At 69.4% G+C, this 15,695-nt stretch carries 13 protein-coding genes; 3 read left to right on the top strand and 10 right to left on the bottom strand.

Going from position 1 to position 15,695, the window contains the following annotated elements; translation table 11 throughout:
* Positions 1-76 precede the first annotated feature (76 nt).
* The gene (locus tag NTM_RS26985) at positions 77-1,051 is read right to left on the bottom strand and encodes an NADPH:quinone oxidoreductase family protein (protein ID WP_104863622.1); all 975 of its coding nucleotides are present in this window, start codon (positions 1,049-1,051) and stop codon (positions 77-79) included.
* Between the two features lie 132 nt (positions 1,052-1,183).
* Here NTM_RS26985 and NTM_RS26980 point away from each other — a divergent pair, with 132 nt between their 5' ends.
* On the top strand, positions 1,184-2,164 hold the full coding sequence (locus tag NTM_RS26980; RefSeq protein WP_163769140.1) for an alpha/beta fold hydrolase: 981 nt from the start codon (positions 1,184-1,186) through the stop codon (positions 2,162-2,164).
* On the opposite strand, the gene NTM_RS26975 is transcribed toward NTM_RS26980, so the two are convergent.
* Positions 2,140-3,483 carry a flavin monoamine oxidase family protein gene (locus NTM_RS26975; protein WP_163769139.1) on the bottom strand — a complete coding sequence of 448 codons (1,344 nt, stop codon included), beginning with the start codon at positions 3,481-3,483 and terminating at the stop codon, positions 2,140-2,142. The two genes, NTM_RS26980 and NTM_RS26975, sit on opposite strands and share 25 nt — an antisense overlap.
* 81 nt (positions 3,484-3,564) lie before the next feature.
* Here NTM_RS26975 and NTM_RS26970 point away from each other — a divergent pair, with 81 nt between their 5' ends.
* Together NTM_RS26970 and NTM_RS26965 are read left to right on the top strand one after the other, a co-directional pair.
* Positions 3,565-4,542, top strand: coding sequence for a TIGR03617 family F420-dependent LLM class oxidoreductase (locus tag NTM_RS26970; protein ID WP_163769645.1), 978 nt, complete (start codon positions 3,565-3,567; stop codon positions 4,540-4,542).
* 39 nt (positions 4,543-4,581) lie between these two features.
* Complete coding sequence (locus NTM_RS26965; protein WP_163769138.1) at positions 4,582-6,111, top strand: flavin-containing monooxygenase; 1,530 nt, start codon at positions 4,582-4,584, stop codon at positions 6,109-6,111.
* Positions 6,112-6,115: 4 nt separating this feature from the next.
* Here NTM_RS26965 and araA read toward each other — a convergent pair whose 3' ends face one another.
* The 8 genes from araA to NTM_RS26925 are packed head-to-tail and all read right to left on the bottom strand — an operon-like array spanning position 6,116 to position 15,675.
* Entirely contained in the window at positions 6,116-7,627 is a 1,512-nt protein-coding gene (gene araA, locus NTM_RS26960; RefSeq protein ID WP_104863627.1) for an L-arabinose isomerase, read from the bottom strand.
* The gene (locus NTM_RS26955; RefSeq protein WP_104863628.1) at positions 7,624-8,337 is read right to left on the bottom strand and encodes an L-ribulose-5-phosphate 4-epimerase; all 714 of its coding nucleotides are present in this window, start codon (positions 8,335-8,337) and stop codon (positions 7,624-7,626) included. Before NTM_RS26955 ends, araA begins: the two co-directional genes overlap by 4 nt.
* A complete protein-coding gene (gene araB, locus NTM_RS26950; protein WP_104863629.1) occupies positions 8,334-10,001 on the bottom strand; it encodes a ribulokinase in 1,668 nt (555 codons plus the stop codon). The genes NTM_RS26955 and araB overlap by 4 nt, the downstream gene beginning before the upstream one ends.
* A complete protein-coding gene (locus NTM_RS26945) occupies positions 10,001-11,026 on the bottom strand; it encodes a LacI family DNA-binding transcriptional regulator (RefSeq protein ID WP_197746370.1) in 1,026 nt (341 codons plus the stop codon). The genes araB and NTM_RS26945 overlap by 1 nt, the downstream gene beginning before the upstream one ends.
* Positions 11,023-12,045, bottom strand: a complete 1,023-nt coding sequence (locus tag NTM_RS26940; protein WP_232079853.1) for an ABC transporter permease subunit — start codon at positions 12,043-12,045, stop codon at positions 11,023-11,025. Before NTM_RS26940 ends, NTM_RS26945 begins: the two co-directional genes overlap by 4 nt.
* Positions 12,042-13,142, bottom strand: coding sequence for an ABC transporter permease (locus NTM_RS26935; protein WP_232079852.1), 1,101 nt, complete (start codon positions 13,140-13,142; stop codon positions 12,042-12,044). Before NTM_RS26935 ends, NTM_RS26940 begins: the two co-directional genes overlap by 4 nt.
* Complete coding sequence (locus NTM_RS26930; RefSeq protein ID WP_163769137.1) at positions 13,139-14,689, bottom strand: sugar ABC transporter ATP-binding protein; 1,551 nt, start codon at positions 14,687-14,689, stop codon at positions 13,139-13,141. Before NTM_RS26930 ends, NTM_RS26935 begins: the two co-directional genes overlap by 4 nt.
* Positions 14,689-15,675 carry an ABC transporter substrate-binding protein gene (locus tag NTM_RS26925; RefSeq protein ID WP_163769136.1) on the bottom strand — a complete coding sequence of 329 codons (987 nt, stop codon included), beginning with the start codon at positions 15,673-15,675 and terminating at the stop codon, positions 14,689-14,691. Before NTM_RS26925 ends, NTM_RS26930 begins: the two co-directional genes overlap by 1 nt.
* Between the last annotated feature and the right edge of the window lie 20 nt (positions 15,676-15,695).

The raw sequence follows: 15,695 nt of genomic DNA, 5'->3' as shown, positions 1-15,695 counted from the left end.
CTACATCATCGCAGCGGGCAAACTGTCCTGCAGTACTTCCGGCGTTCCCGGTCCGAAAAACGACAGTTTTGCTCGTTCAGCGGATCGCGACGACCACCTTGCCCCGCGCCGACCTGTCCTCCAGCGAAGCGATCGCCTCGGCGGCGCGTTCCAGCGGGTAGACGACCGGTTCAGGGGCCGCGACCTTACCCGTGGCCAGCAGCGGCTCCAGTTCGGCCCATTGCTGCTGCAGATAGCCGGGGTGGGTCATCGTCCAGGCGCCCCAGCCGACGCCGACGGCGTCGACGTTGTTCAACAGCAACCGGTTGACTTTCACCGTCGGGATATCGCCACCGGTGAAGCCGACGACGAGCAATCGCCCGCCGGGTGCCAGTGATCGCAGCGAGTCGGTGAACCGGTCTCCACCGACCGGGTCGACGACGATGTCCACGCCGCGCCCACCCGTGAGCTCCTTGACCGCGTCCTTGAAACCGTCGGCGAGCACCACGTCGGTCGCCCCGGCCGCGCGGGCCACGTCGGCCTTGTCCTCGGTGCTGACCACCGCGATCGTCCGGCCGGCGCCGAAGGCGGGCGCCAGCCGCAACGTGGAGGTTCCGATGCCGCCCGCGGCGCCGTGCACCAGCACGGTCTCGCCCGGTGCGAGCCGGCCCCGTTCGCACAACGCGAACTGCACCGTGAGGTCGTTGAACAGGATCCCCGCGCCCGCCTCGAACGACACCGAGTCGGGTAGCGGGAAAACCCGCTCCGGTTGCAGCGCAACCACTTCGGCCATCGCGCCGCACAGCATCGTCAGCCCCGCCACCCGGTCGCCGGGCCGTACGTGCGCGCCGTCGGGTGCCGAGCGCACCACGCCGGCGACCTCGGCGCCCGGGGTGTAGGGCATCTCGGGCTTGTACTGATAGAGCCCGCGGGACTGCAGCGCATCGGGGAAGGCGACACCCGCGGCGTGGACCTCGACGAGCACCGAGTTCCCGTCCGCCGCGGGTTCGTCGATCTCGACGAGCTTCGCTGCCCGGGGACCGTCGAGCTCGGCTATCTGGATCGCACGCATATGTCGCCTCGCTAAGTCGATGGAGTGGTCGCCCACCCATTCAACCCTCCGGCGGATCCGGGATCCGGCGGTGGTGGCCGGCGAGTACAGTCACGTACCCGGCGACGTTGCCGACCCCGAGGAGCGCTCACGATGGCACGAGGCACCTACACCAGAACTCGCGGCAGTGGATTTGCCCCGGCGCGTGCCCTGCCTCCGGGACGGGTGGTCGACGTCCGATCCCGCGACGGTGTGCGGCTGCACGCCGAGGTGTTCGGGCCCGAGGACGGCTACCCGGTCGTGCTGGCGCACGGCATCACCTGCGCGGTCAGGGTGTGGGCCCACCAGATCGCCGACCTGTCCCGCGACTACCGGGTGATCGCCTACGACCACCGTGGCCACGGCCGCAGCGCGGTACCCCCGCTGCGCGGCGGATACAGCCTCGACTACCTCGCCGCCGACCTCGACGCGGTGCTGGACGCGACACTGGCGCCGGGGGAGCGGGCGGTCATCGCCGGCCACTCGATGGGCGGCATCGCGATCTCGTCCTGGTCGGAGCGCCTGCCGCACCGGGTGCCGCAGCGTGCCGCGGCGGTCGCGCTGATCAACACCACCACCGGGGACCTGCTGCGCAACGTGAACCTGCTGCCCGTGCCGGCCCGACTGGCCGACGCCCGGGTGCGCGCGGCGGGCGGGGTGATCCGGCGCTTCGGCGGGGCGCCGCTGGTGCGCGCCGCGGACGCGCCGAGCCGGCGGTTCGTGAAATTGATCGCGGTCGGCCGCGACGCCGATCCGGAGATCACCGACTTCGTGTTCGAGCTGTTCAACGCCACCCCGCCGGCGGGGCGCGGCGGTTGGGCGCGGGTGCTCGTCGACAACATGGGGCCGCGCCACATCAGTTTGGACAACCTGACCGTGCCGGCGCTGGTGATCGGCAGCACCCACGACCGGCTGCTGCCGATGACCTCGGCGCGGCGGATCGCGTCGACGGCGCCCAACCTGGCGCGGTTCGTCGAACTCGCCGGCGGACACTGCGCGATCCTGGAGCGGCCCGATGAGGTCAACCAGCAGCTGCGCTGGCTCATCGAGACGTCCCGCTCGACCGGGGGCTATGCCCGCCGGGAGAGCTCCTGATGGACCTGCTCGGCCGCACGCAGACCTGAGCGCACCGCGCCGTCGAGGAAGCCGGTCCAGCGGTCGGCGGTCTCGGTGCCTGCCCAGAAGATGCCGTCCACCGGTGCGCGCAGCCACCGGCCGTGCGTCGTCCACGCCCCCGGTGGCACCGCGGCTGTCGGGCCGCCCGGAGCGAATGTCTCGGCGCCCCAACGGTGGTCGACGTAGTCCAGCGGCCGCGCCGCGGCCGGGCCGAACAGCGCGGTGAATCCGTTCAGCGCGACCTCGCGTCGCCGCGCGGCGGGCAGCGGATCGAACGTGCGCGCATCGGTGAACCCGAGCAGCACCCCCGGGCCGCCGTCACCCGGGCTGCAGTCGAACGTGATGAACACCGGACCCTCGTCCGACAGCGCCTCGCCGGAGTAGCCGTCGGCGCGCCAGAACGGGGATTCGTAGGCGGCGTAGGCCTTGCTCAGGTGTCCCTGCGGCCAATGCCGGTTCAGCTCACCGTATTCCGGCGGTAGCGGGGGATCGAACTCGATCGCCTCGCGGTGCTCGGGCGGCACCGCCACGATCACCGCGGCGGCGGTGTGGTTCGCGCCGGCGGTGGACACGGTCAGCGTCCGGTCCGGCTGCCTGCTGATGCGCCGCACCGGGCTCCCCAGGACCACCCGATCGCCGAGTTCGGCCGCCATCCGGACGGCGATCTCCTGGGTCCCGGTCAGGAAGCGGTCCTGCTGCGCTCCGCCCTCGACGTCGAGCATGCGGTTCAGCCCGCCCGCCGCGTTGACGTAGCGGACCGCGTGCAGCATCGAGACCGCATCCGGTTCGGCGCCCCAGGTCACCCGCGCCATGATCGCCATCAGATCGCGGGTGGACGCGCCGGCGTGCACCGAGCGCAGCCACCCGTCGAGGGAGATCGCGTCGAGGTCGTCGGCGATCGGCGCGGTCCACGGCTGGTCTATCGGTACGCGCCGGGTCAGCCGGTCGAACCGCCACTGGATCCGGGACACGTCGAGCAGCTCGATGATCGACAGCCGCGGGACGGTGCTGCGGTAGGAACGCACCCGTCCGCGCCACCGGATCAGGTTCTTGCCGCGCCCGTAGGTCGGTGTCGAGTCGACCCCGAGCTCGGCGGCCAGCGCCAGCACCGCGTCCTGGGTCGGCCCGACGAACGTCGCGCCGAAGTCGACCGGCACCCCGGCCACCGCGCCGGTGTACGCGCGCCCGCCGACCCGGTCGCGGCCCTCGACGACGAGGACGTCGTGCCCGAGCTCGGTCAACTCTCGTGCCGCCGCCAGCCCGGCGAAACCCGCTCCCACGACAACGACGTCGGCCATGTTGCGATTCTGGCGCGAAAACGTGCGGATAGCGACGATTATCCCGCGGCAATCGCATTAGGCTCACCCCTCGTGCAGGTGATGACAGCGCTGTTCAGTCCCGTGGACGCCGTCGATCGGGCGCGCGCGCTGCGCGACGCCGGTGCCGATGGTGTGTTCACCTTCGAAGGCCCCCACGACGTGTTCACACCGTTGACGCTGGCGACCACCGTCGGCGGGCTGGACCTGATGACCAACGTCGCGATCGCGTTTCCACGCAACCCGATTCACCTGGCACACCAGGCCGTGGACCATCAGCTGCTGTCCGGAGGGCGGTTCACCCTCGGGTTGGGCACCCAGATCCGCACGCAGATCGAGAAACGGTTCGGCGCGGACTTCGACCAGCCGGTGGCGCGGATGCGCGAGCTGGTCGGCGCGCTGCGGGCGATCTTCCAGACGTGGAGCACCGGCGAGCGGCTGAATTTCCAGGGCGACTTCTACCGGCACACGTTGATGACGCCGACGTTCCGCCCGCGCGCCCCGTTCGACCCGATCCCGATCTACGTCGGGGCGCTGGGCCCGAAGCTGACGCGGATGACCGCCGAGGTCGCCGACGGACTGCTGGTGATGCCGTTCGGTTCGAAACGCTTTCTCGACGAGGTCACGCTGCCGAATGTCGCCGCCGGGCTGGCCGCCGCGGGGCGCACCCGGGATCAGCTGGCCATCGTGCCGGAGATCATCGTGTCGGTCGCCGACGAGGACCCCGGCCACCTGTCGGCGCGCCGGTTGCTCGCGTTCTACGGGTCCACACCGGCCTACCGGCCGGTGCTGGAGGTGCACGGCTGGGGTGATCTGCAGCCGGAGCTCAACGCACTGTCCAAGCAGGGCCGCTGGGAGGAGATGGGCCGGCTCATCGACGACGACGTGCTGCACACCATCGCAGCCTGTGGCACCCCCGCCGATATCGCCAAACACATCCGGGACCGGGTCGAGGGCGTCTCGGACCGGGTCTGCCTGTACCAGCCGGGGCCGATCGCGGTGAACTCGCTGGCCGAGATCGTCGACGCGCTGAGGGGCTGAGTCTAGGGTGGTACGTACGCGGACCAAAGGAGGTTGCGAGTGGAGCAGCCCTATCCGGAGACGGCGTTCTCCGACGTACTGATCATCGGCGCGGGGATCTCGGGGATCGGGGCCGCCTACCGCATCCAGGAGCGCAACCCGCAGCTCAAATACACGGTGCTGGAGCGCCGCTCGCGCATCGGCGGGACGTGGGATCTGCACCGATACCCCGGAATCCGTTCCGACAGCGACATCTTCACGCTGTCGTTTCCGTGGGAGCCGTGGGACCGCCCGGAGAACGTCGCCGACGGCGAGGACATCCGCACCTACCTGACCGAGACCGCGCGCAAGCACGGCATCGACCGGCACATCGTGTTCGACACCCGGGTGGCGTCCGCGGACTGGGATTCGGGCACCGACACCTGGACGGTGAGGGCCGAACACAACGGCACGCCGCGCACCTATCGAGCCCGGTTCCTGTTCTTCGGCACCGGCTACTACGACTACGACCACCCGTACCGTCCCGAGTTCCCCGGCCTGGACACCTTCGACGGCCCGGTGGTGCACCCGCAGCACTGGCCCGAGGACCTGGACTACACCGGCAAGAGAGTCGTGGTCATCGGTAGCGGCGCCACCGCGATCAGCATGATCCCGGCACTGTCGCGCGACGCCGGGCACGTCACGATGCTGCAGCGCTCACCGACCTACCTGCTGTCGGGACAGCGCATCAACCCGGTGGTGAACCTGCTGCGCCGGGTGCCGCCGCGCAAGCTCGGCTACCGGCTGGCGTGGCTCTACAACGTGTTGTTCATCGTGACCGCCTACGCGGTGGCCCGCAAAGCGCCGCGGTTGAGCCGCAAGCTCATCCGCGCGGTCGCCAAGGGCTACCTGCCCAAGGGCTATCCGGTGGACACCCATTTCAAGCCGCGGTACGACCCGTGGGATCAGCGGCTGTGCCTGATCCTGTCCGGTGATTTCTACGAGGCGATCGCCCAGGGTCGCGCCGAGGTGGTGACCGACGAGATCGACCACGTCGACGCCCGCGGTGTCGTGCTCAAGTCGGGCAACAGAATCGACGCCGACGTGCTGGTCACCGCGACCGGACTGCAGTTGCAGGCGCTGGGCGGCATCGCGATCAGTGTCGACGGTCAACAGGTGCGCCCGGCCGACCGGTTCGTGTACAAGGAGCACCTGCTCGAGGACGTGCCGAATCTGGCCTGGTGCGTCGGATACATCAATGCGTCGTGGACGCTGCGGGCCGACCTGACTGCGCGTGCAGTCGCGAAGTTGTTGGCGTACATGGATTCTCACGGCTACACCCATGCCTACCCGCATCTGGGTGGGGCGCCGATGGAAGAGAAGCCGGCCTGGAACATCAACGCCGGGTACGTGCACCGTTCCCCGCATGTGCTGCCGAAGTCCGGCACACACCGACCGTGGAACGTGCGCCACAACTACGTCCTCGACGCGATCGACGCCCGGCTGGACCGCATCGACGAGTCCATGGTGTTCGGGCGGGTCGCGCCGCGGCCCCAGGTCGCCACCGAGGCCGCGGGCGCCCCGCTGCTTGAACGCAACGTCGGGAGCTGACCCTCTACAGGCCCGCGGCGATGTGGTGGTAGACGTCGTTCCACCGCAACGCGTTCCGGAACTGGCGCACCGTGGTGTCCTCGTCGATGACGAGCAGCTCGGTGCCCGTCATCTCCGCGAAGTCGTCGATCGTGTCGACACCGACCGCGGTGGTCATCACCGTGTGATGGGGTGCGCCGGCCATCAGCCACGCCTCGGTGGAGGTGGCCCATGACGGCATGGGCTCCCAAACCGCGCAGGCCACCGGAAGGTTCGGCAGCGGGGCGGTCGGCTCGACGACGCGTACCGCGTTGGCGACCAGCCGAAACCGCGAACCCATGTCGCTGATGCCGAGGATCACCGCGTCGGCCGGGGCGGCGGTGAACCGCAGGCGCACCGGGTCGTCGCGGTCGCCGATGGCCAGCGGATGCACCTCCAGCGACGGCGTCTCGGCAGCGATGCTGGGACACACCTCCAGCATGTGTGCGCCGAGGATCCGTTCCCGCCCGGGCGTCAGATCGTAGGTGTAGTCCTCCATGAACGACGTGCCGCCCGGCAGCCCGTCGGCCATCACCTTGACCGCGCGCAACATCACCGCCGTCTTCCAGTCGCCCTCGGCGCCGAACCCGTAACCGTCGGCCATCAGGCGCTGGACGGCCAGCCCCGGCAGCTGGCGCAGCCGGCCCAGATCCTCGAAGTTCGTGGTGAAGGCGTGGAAGCCACCGTCCTGCAGGAACTTACGCAGTCCGAGCTCGATCTGGGCGCCGTGTCGCAGCGACATATGCCGGGTCGCGCCCGGGTGCAATTCGGGTGCGACGGAGTAGGTGTTCAGGTATTCCTGGATCAGTTTGTCGACGTCGGCGGGCTGGACCCGCTCGACGGCGTCCACCAGGTCGTTGACCCCGTAGGTGTTCACCGCGGCGCCGAAGTGTGCCTCGGCCTCCACCTTGTCGCCCTCGGTGACCGCCACCCCGCGCATGTTGTCGCCGAACCGGGCCACCTTCAACGTCGACAGCTCGGCGCGCCCGAGCGCGGCCCGCACCCAGGACCCGATGCGCCTGCGGGTCTCCGGCTCACCGGTGTGTCCGGCGACCGTCTTGCGCGGCGTCGACAGCCGCGACTGGATGTAGCCGAACTCGCGGTCGCCGTGCGCGGCCTGGTTGAGGTTCATGTAGTCCATGTCGATGCTGTGCCACGGCAGCTCCACGTCGAACTGGGTGTGCAGGTGCAGCAACGGCTTTCGCAGGTTCTTCAGGCCTCGGATCCACATCTTCGCCGGCGAGAACGTGTGCATCCAGGCGATGACACCGACGCATTCGTCGCTGGTGTTCGCCTCGCTGAGGACTCGGGCCACCGCGTCGGCGTCGGTCACCACCGGCAGGCAGCGCACCTCCACCGGGATCTCGCTGCTGCGGTCGAGACGTTCGGCGATCTGGCGGGAATGGTCGACGACCTGATCGAGGATGTCCTGGCCGTACAGCGACTGGCTGCCGGTGATCAGCCACACCTGGCTGGTGACGAGGCGGGACGCGATCATCGATGAATCTCCTCGGAGGTCTCGGCGTGCGGGCCGGACTGGCCGTACACGTTCTGGTAGCGCTCGAACAGAGCGGCCACGTCGGCCGCGTCCAATTGAGGGGGGACGCCGAGTTGGCGCGCGATGTGGACGGTGCGCGCGACGTCCTCGACCATCACCGCCGCCTTGACGGCGTCGCGGGCTGTGCGCCCGATGGTGAACGGACCGTGGTTGCGCATCAGCACCGCGGGGGATCGGCTCTCCCGCAGCACCTCGACGATGCCGCGGCCGATGGAGTCGTCGCCGATGAGCGCGAACGGGCCGACGGGGATGTCGCCGCCGAACTCGTCGGCGATCATGGTCAGCACACACGGTATCGGTTCACCGCGAGCGGCCCACGCCGTCGCATAGGTCGAGTGGGTGTGCACCACTCCGCCGACCTCGGGCATGTGGCGGTACACGTAGGCGTGCGCGGCGGTGTCCGACGACGGGCTGAGCTCACCGTCGACGAGGTTGCCGTGCAGGTCACACACCACCATCTCGTCGGCGGTCATCGTCGCGTAGTCGGCCCCGGACGGTTTGATCACCATCAGATCGCGTCCCGGGACCCGCGCGGACACATTGCCGGCGGTCCAGATCACCAGCTCGTAGCGGGTCAGGTGGGCGTGCAACTCACAGACCTGCGCACGTAGATCGGTGATCACACGGTTGAGGTCGGAGGTGATCGTCATGCGGGAACTCCCAGTCGCTGCCCGGCCGCGATGTGGCGCAGCCGGTGCATCATGTCCTCGGTCCGCCCGAACCAGTCGTGGGCGGTGACGTACTCGCGGTAGAGCTCGTCGTACACCTCGACGTTCTCCGGAATCGGGCGGTAGGCGTTGCGCTTTCGGCCACCCATCTGTTTGGCGGCGGCCTCGACGTCGGTGAACACGCCTGCGGCCGCGGCGGCGTGGATGGCCGCGCCCAGTGCGGGCGCCTGCGTCGACGGCACCACCGACAGCGGCAGTCCCACCGCGTCGGCGTAGATCTGCATCAGCAGCGAGTTCTTCAACAGGCCGCCTGCGACGACGATCTCGTCGACCGGGACCCCGCTGTCGACGAACGTCTGCACGATCATCCGGGTGCCGAATGCCGTCGCCTCCAGCAATGCCCGGTACATGTCCACACACGTGGTGTGCAGGGTCTGGCCGATCATCACCCCGGACAGCTCGTGATCGACGAGCACCGACCGGTTTCCGCTGTGCCAGTCCAGTGCGATCAGGCCGTGCTGGCCGACGCGCTGGCCGGCCGCCAGCTCCGACAGGTGCTCGTGCAGGGTCTGACCGCGGCGGCGCGCCTCGACGTGGTAGCCCTCCGGGACGCAGTTGTCGACGAACCAGCCGAAGATGTCCCCGACGCCGGACTGGCCCGCCTCGTATCCCCAGCTGCCGTCGGAGATCCCGCCGTCGACGACGCCGCACATTCCCGGAACTTCGCGCAGCACATCGGAATTCATCACATGGCAGGTCGAGGTACCCATGATCGCGACGAGCTGTCCCGGCGCGAGCGCGTCGGCAGCCGCCACGGTCACGTGGGCGTCGACGTTGCCCACGGCGACCGGGATGCCCGGCGGCAGCCCGATCCACTGCGCGGCACGATCGGTCAGGACTCCGGCGGCGTCGCCGAGCCGGCCGATCGGGTGGTCGAGCTTGTCGGTGACGAATCCCTCGAATCCCGGCCGCACGTCGGCGAGGAACTCGCGCGACGGGTAACGGCCGTCCTGCAGGATGCCCTTGTACCCGGCGCTGCACGCGTTCCTGACATAGGTTCCGCAGAGCTGCCAGACGATCCAGTCGGCGGCCTCCACGAACTTGTCGATCGCCCCGTACACCTCGGGGTCCTCGTCGAGAATCTCCAGCGCCTTGGCGAACTCCCACTCACTGGAGATCAACCCGCCGTACCGGGGTAACCACGATTCTCCGCGCCGGGCCGCGACCGCGTTGATGCGGTCGGCCTGCCGCTGCGGGGAATGGTGGCGCCACAGCTTCGCGTACGCGTGCGGGCGGTCGGCGAACTCGGCCAACTCGCACAGCGGGGTGCCATCGGCGCGCACCGGCACCATCGTGCAGGAGGTGAAATCCGTACCGATCCCGACGATGTCGGCCGGGTCGACCCCTGAGGCGGCGACGGCGGCGGGAACCGTGTGACGCAGCGCATCGACGTAGTCGGCGGGTACCTGAAGCGCCCACAGTGCGGGCAGCTCGATGTCCGTGCCGGGCAGCGTGTCGGTGACGACGCGGTGTTCGTAGGCATGCTCGGCGGCGGCCATCTCGTGCCCGTCGGACACCCGCACCACCAGTGCGCGGGCCGACAGGGTCCCGAAGTCGACTCCGACGGTGTACTTCTCGTTGCTCATCAACGCTCCTCGCGTCTGGCGGTACTGTCCCGGACGATCAATTCCGGTGCGATCAAAGGGATGTCGGTGGCGGACCCGTCGAGCGCAGCGGCGACCAGCTCGATGGCCTGCCTGCCGACGGCGTGGAAATCCTGACGGACCGTGGTCAGCGCCGGGATCAGGTAGCGGGCCTCGGGGATGTCGTCGAACCCGACGACGCTGAGGTCGCGCGGAACCGACAGCCCCGCCTCGGCGACCGCGTGCAGGAAGCCGATGGCCATCTGGTCGTTGGCGACGAACACCGCGGTGGTGGTGCCGCGACGCACGATCTCGCGCCCGATGTCGTAGCCGCGGGCCGGGGTCCAGTCACCCTGCCACGGATCGCGCGGGGTGAGGCCCGCGGCACGCATCGCCTCCTCGTAGCCCGTCTGGCGACCTTTGGCTTCGGTCCACGTGGTGGGGCCGGCGATGTGGTCGATCGCGCGGTGGCCCAGGTCGATCAGATGCGTGGTGGCCTGGCGTGCCCCGGCGATCTGGTCCACCCCCACGCTGAGGCCGCTGCCGGACAGGTCCCCTTCGACGACGATCATCGGCACACCCGTCTCCGCGGCGTGCGCGACGGCGAGCGCGTCCTCCTGGGCGGCGATCATCACGATCGCCTCGACGGATTGCCGGGTGAGGTGCTCCAGCGCGTCGCGCAGCGCGTCAGGGGTGACGTCGGGCAGCGGCACCATGCTGGTGAAGTAGCCCGCGGCGCGCGCGGCTTCCTGCACCGAGCGCTGCACGCTGGAGGGCCCGAACAGCGCGCTGCTGGTGCCGATGATCCCGATGATCCCGGACCGGCGGGTCACCAGCGCCCGGGCGGCGGTGTTGGGCCGGTAGCCGAGCTCCTCGATCGCCTGCTGCACACGGGCCTTGGTCGCGGGCCGGATGCTGGGGGAGCCGTTGATCACCCGCGACACGGTCTGGTGGCTGACGCCGGCCAGCCGCGCGACATCGGCCATCACCGGTTTGGCTGTGCTGGTGGGTGTTACGCGGCTGTTCATCGGGGCTTCCTCACCACTAGTCGCTGGACGAGAACGAAGACCAGTAGCAGGACACCGGTCATGATGCGGGTCCAGTACGAGTCGAGGTTCTCGGCGGTGACGAACGTCTGGATGGTGCCGAGCACCAGGACGCCGATCACCGAACCGAACACGAAACCTGTTCCTCCGGACAGTAGTACGCCCCCGATCACCGCGGCGGCGATGGCGTCGAGCTCCATGCCGATGCCGTTGAGGCTGTAGCCCGACAGCTTCTGTACCGCCAGCAGCAGTCCGGCCAGGGCCGCGCAGAAACCGCTGACCGCGTACACCGACACCCGGGCGCGGGCCGCGGCCAGCCCCATCAGCTGAGCCGACTGCCGGTTGCCGCCGACCGCGTACACGGTTCGGCCGTACCGGGTCTGGTGCAGGGTGAACGCGGCGATCACGACGACGGCGACCGCGATCACCACCGTCCACCGGATGAACTTGTCCTCGTAGAGGTACACGTAGTTCAGCCCGATCCGGCGCAGCACCGGATCCTTGATCGGCAACGTGTCGACGCTGATCACGTAACACAGCCCGCGGGCCAGGAACATCCCGGCCAGGGTCACGATGAAGGGCTGCACATCGAAGTACTCGATCACCAGGCCCATCAGCCATCCCAGCAGCGGGCCGACCACCAGCACGGTGCCGACCGCCAGCGGCATCGGCCAACCCTGCTGCAGCGCGGTGGCGACGATGACCGTCGCCAGCGCCACCGTCGACCCGACGGACAGATCGATTCCGCCGCTGAGGATCACGAAGGTCATCCCGACGGCCAGCACGATCAGGTAGGCGTTGTCGACGAACAGATTCAGGAACACCTGGGCGGGACTGGCGAAGTCGTAGCGCACCACGATCGCGCCGAACATCAGCGCGAGCAGCCCCAGCGAGGCCAGAGGGGACAGGTAGCGGCCGCGGACACGGGCCAGCACCTCGCCGGTGAGCGCCTGCCACCGGTCCTGGCGCGGGGCGCCGAGCGCCGGCGTCGTCGCGCTCACAGCCGGCTCATCTCGTCGACCTCGGCGGTACCCACCACGGTGTCCGGGACCTGCGGTGCCGCGGTGGCGGCAACGGATTTCGGCGCATGCCGGCGGGGCCGGAAGGCTCCCCGCGCCAGCGCGCGGAATTTCGGGGCCTGCAGCAGACACACCGCGATCACGACGAGCGCCTTGAACACCAGCGTGGTCTCGGGCGTGATCCCCGCGGTGTAGACGGTGGTCGTCAGCGTCTGGATGATCAGCGCGCCCAGGATCGTGCCGGTCAGGCTGAACCGCCCGCCCAGCAGCGACGTGCCGCCGATCACCACGGCCAGGATCGCGTCCATCTCGATCCACAGGCCGGCGTTGTTGGCGTCGGCGGCCGAGATGTTGGAGGCGATCATCAGGCCGGCGACCCCGGCGCACACCGCGCTGAACACGTAGACGGCGAGCACGATCGACCGGTGCCGGACCCCGGCCAGCCGGCTCGCCTCGGGGTTGACACCGACCGACTCCAGCAGCATGCCGAGCGCGGTGCGGCGCACCACGAGCCCGACGACGACGAACATCGCCAGGCTCACCAGGATCGCCACCGGCAGCCCGAACAGGTATCCGGCACCGAGTTCGCGGAACGCGGGGCTGCCGACGGTGACGATCTGCCCGTCGGTGATGAACAGCGCCACGCCGCGGCCCGCGGTCATCAGGACCAGCGTCGCGATGATCGGCTGCACCCCGAACACCGACACCAGCACGCCGTTCCACAGGCCGAGGCCCACGGCCACCCCGAGGGCGATGCCCATCGCGGTGATCACGGTGCCCGCCGAGGTCGGGTCGGCGGATGCGGCGATGTGCGCGCAGGCCAGTGCACCGCTGACCGCGACCACGGCACCGACCGACAGGTCGATGCCCCGCGAGGCGATCACCAGCGTCATCCCGAGCGCGACCAGCATCGTCGGGGCGCCGTTGCGCAGGATGTCGATCACGCTGCCGAACAGGTGTCCGTCCTGGACCCGGATGCTCAGAAACCCCGGTGTCAGCATCACGTTGACGGCCAGCAGCGCGGCCAGTGACAACACCGGCCACAGCAGCGGGGAGTTGACCAGCCTGTTGGTGTTCACTGGACACCCCCGGCGATCAGCGCCGTGAGTTCGCTTACGGTGCAATCCGATCCGACCTGGGCGATGCAGTGCCCGTCGCGCAGCACCGCGATCCGGTCGCTGATGCGGGCCACCTCGTCGAGTTCGGCGGAGATGAAGAGCACGCCCATCCCGTCGGTGGCCAGGTCCGTGATCAGCTTCTGGATCTGCGTCTTGGCGCCGACGTCGATGCCCCGGGTCGGCTCGTCGAGGATGAACAGCTGTGGCTCGGTGATCAGCCAGCGGGCCAGCAGCACCTTCTGCTGGTTGCCGCCGCTGAGGTTCTTCACCAGCGTGTCCGGGTTCGGCGGGCGGATGTCCAGCGCGCGGATGTAGCGGTCGACGAGGTCGGCCTTGGCCTTGGCCGACAGTGGCCGCGCGAACCCCCGTTTGGCCTGCAGGGCCAGCACGAGGTTGTCGCGCACCGTCAGGTCCCCGATGATGCCCTCGGCCTTGCGGTCCTCCGAGCTGAACGCGAACCTGTTCGCGATCGCCGCGCGCGGCGACCGCACACCGGTCGGCTTGCCGCCGACCATGATCCGGCCGCTGGTGGCCCGGTCGGCACCGAAGAGCAGGCGGGCCAGTTCCGTTCGCCCCGAACCCAACAGCCCGGCCAGGCCGACGACCTCGCCGCGGCGGACGTCGATGTCGGTGGGGTGCACACGGGGGAGGCGTCCGAGATCGCGCGCGCTGACCACGGTGTCGCGCTCCGCGCGGTGATCCGTGGCGGTCTCGGCGATCTCCTCCAGCAGGTCGAGTTCGTGGCCGAGCATCTCGGCGACCAGCCGGACCCGGTCGAGTTCACAGGTGCGGTGTTCGGCGACGCGACGACCGTTGCGCAGCACCGTGATCCGATCCGACACCGCATAGACCTGGTCGAGGAAATGCGTCACGAACAGGATCGCGGTACCGCCGTCGCGCAGCCGGCGCATGACCCGGAACAGCTCGGTCACCTCGTCGGCGTCCAGACTCGACGTCGGCTCGTCGAGGATCAGCACCTGCGCCGACACCGCCGTCGCACGCGCGATAGCCACCAGCTGCTGCAGGGCGATCGGATGGGAGCCGAGCATCGAGCGGGGATCGACGGACAGGTCGAGATCGCCGAGCAGCTCTGCCGCTCGTCGGTTCATCGCCCGGTAGTCGATGCGGCCGAGCCTGCGGGGCTCCCGGCCGAGCAGGATGTTCTCCGCCACGGTCAGGTTCGTGCAGAGGTTGACCTCCTGATACACGGTGCTGATGCCGGCATCCTGGGCGTGCCGAGGGCTGGTGAACCGCCGGGGCGCGCCTGCCACGCAGATCTCGCCCGCGTCGATGTCGTAGACCCCGGTGAGCGCCTTGATCAAGGTGGACTTCCCGGCGCCGTTCTCGCCCATCAGCGCGTGGATCTCACCGGGCAGCAGCCGGAAGTCGACCCCGTCCAGCGCCCGTACGCCGGGGAAATCGATCGTGGCCCCGCGTATTTCGACCACGGGTGCGGCTGGGTCCGCGGCCGGGGTCTCGGAGACCGGCCCGGAGACGGGGGAGGTCATCAGTACTTGCGCTCGGGCAGGATCGCGGCGGCCTGCTGCTGATCGAACGTCTGGTCCTCGGTGACCACACGCGCCGGCACCGATTCACCGGCGACGACCTTCTTCGCCAGGTCCATCAGCTCGGGACCCAGCAGAGGATTGCATTCGACCAGATAGTTGAACTTGCCGTCGGCCAGTGCCTGCATCCCGTCGCGGGTGGCGTCGATCGCGACGATCTTGATGTCCTGTCCCGGTTTCTTGCCCGCTGCTTCGATGGCCTCCACAGCGCCGAGTGCCATATCGTCGTTCTGGGCGAACACCAGGTCGATCTTCGGGTGTGCCTTGAGGAACGCCTCCATCACCTGCTTGCCTCCGGAGCGGGTGAAATCCCCTGTCTGCGAGGCGATCACGGTGAGCTTCGGATCGGCGGCGATGGCCTCGGCGAAGCCCGTCGTGCGCTCCAGCGCGGGGTCGGACCCCGTGGTTCCCTCCAATTGGACGATGTTCACCGGCGCCGGGGCCGCGGCGAACTCCTTGACGGCCCATTCGCCTGCCCACTGACCTTCCCGGACGAAGTCGGCGCCGAGGAAGGTCTTGTAGACGTCGGGTTCCTCGGTGTCGACGGCGCGGTCGGTCAGGATCACCGGGATGCCCGCGTTCTTGGCTTCCAGCAGCACCGCGTCCCACCCGGTGCGCACCACCGGGCTGAACGCGATCACGTCGACTCCCTGTTGCACGAAGGACCGGATCGCGGCGATCTGGTTCTCCTGCTCGCCGTTGGCGTCGGAGAACTTGAGGTCGACGTCGGCGGCCTTGGCCGCGTCCTGGATGGAGACGGTGTTGGCGGTACGCCATCCGCTTTCCGCGCCGACCTGGGAGAAGCCCATGGTGATCGCGCCGCCTGTCGAACCGCCCGCGGGTCCGACGTCCTGGGCCGGCCCGCTGCCGCACGCGGCCAGCACGCCTGCCGACGCGACGCTCAGCAGCGTGGTGAGCAAACTCTTCATGACAACTCCTCGGTGTGGAT

The sequence above is a fragment of the Mycolicibacterium parafortuitum genome (assembly GCF_010725485.1).
In the GTDB taxonomy this organism is placed as follows: Bacteria; Actinomycetota; Actinomycetes; order Mycobacteriales; family Mycobacteriaceae; genus Mycobacterium.
The sequence above is the reverse complement of the archived record's forward strand: the minus strand, read 5'-3'. Positions and strand labels throughout refer to the sequence as shown.

What these genes read in the sequence shown, in the direction of transcription:
- NTM_RS26925 (WP_163769136.1), bottom strand. Translation starts at nt 15,675, where the DNA reads ATGAAGAGTTTGCTCACCACGCTGCTGAGCGTCGCGTCGGCAGGCGTG.
- araA (WP_104863627.1), bottom strand. Translation starts at nt 7,627, where the DNA reads ATGATCGCGTCCCGCCTCGTCACCAGCCAGGTGTGGCTGATCACCGGC.
- NTM_RS26975 (WP_163769139.1), bottom strand. Translation starts at nt 3,483, where the DNA reads ATGGCCGACGTCGTTGTCGTGGGAGCGGGTTTCGCCGGGCTGGCGGCG.
- NTM_RS26970 (WP_163769645.1), top strand. Translation starts at nt 3,565, where the DNA reads ATGACAGCGCTGTTCAGTCCCGTGGACGCCGTCGATCGGGCGCGCGCG.
- NTM_RS26930 (WP_163769137.1), bottom strand. Translation starts at nt 14,689, where the DNA reads ATGACCTCCCCCGTCTCCGGGCCGGTCTCCGAGACCCCGGCCGCGGAC.
- NTM_RS26985 (WP_104863622.1), bottom strand. Translation starts at nt 1,051, where the DNA reads ATGCGTGCGATCCAGATAGCCGAGCTCGACGGTCCCCGGGCAGCGAAG.
- araB (WP_104863629.1), bottom strand. Translation starts at nt 10,001, where the DNA reads ATGAGCAACGAGAAGTACACCGTCGGAGTCGACTTCGGGACCCTGTCG.
- NTM_RS26945 (WP_197746370.1), bottom strand. Translation starts at nt 11,026, where the DNA reads ATGAACAGCCGCGTAACACCCACCAGCACAGCCAAACCGGTGATGGCC.
- NTM_RS26980 (WP_163769140.1), top strand. Translation starts at nt 1,184, where the DNA reads ATGGCACGAGGCACCTACACCAGAACTCGCGGCAGTGGATTTGCCCCG.
- NTM_RS26955 (WP_104863628.1), bottom strand. Translation starts at nt 8,337, where the DNA reads ATGACGATCACCTCCGACCTCAACCGTGTGATCACCGATCTACGTGCG.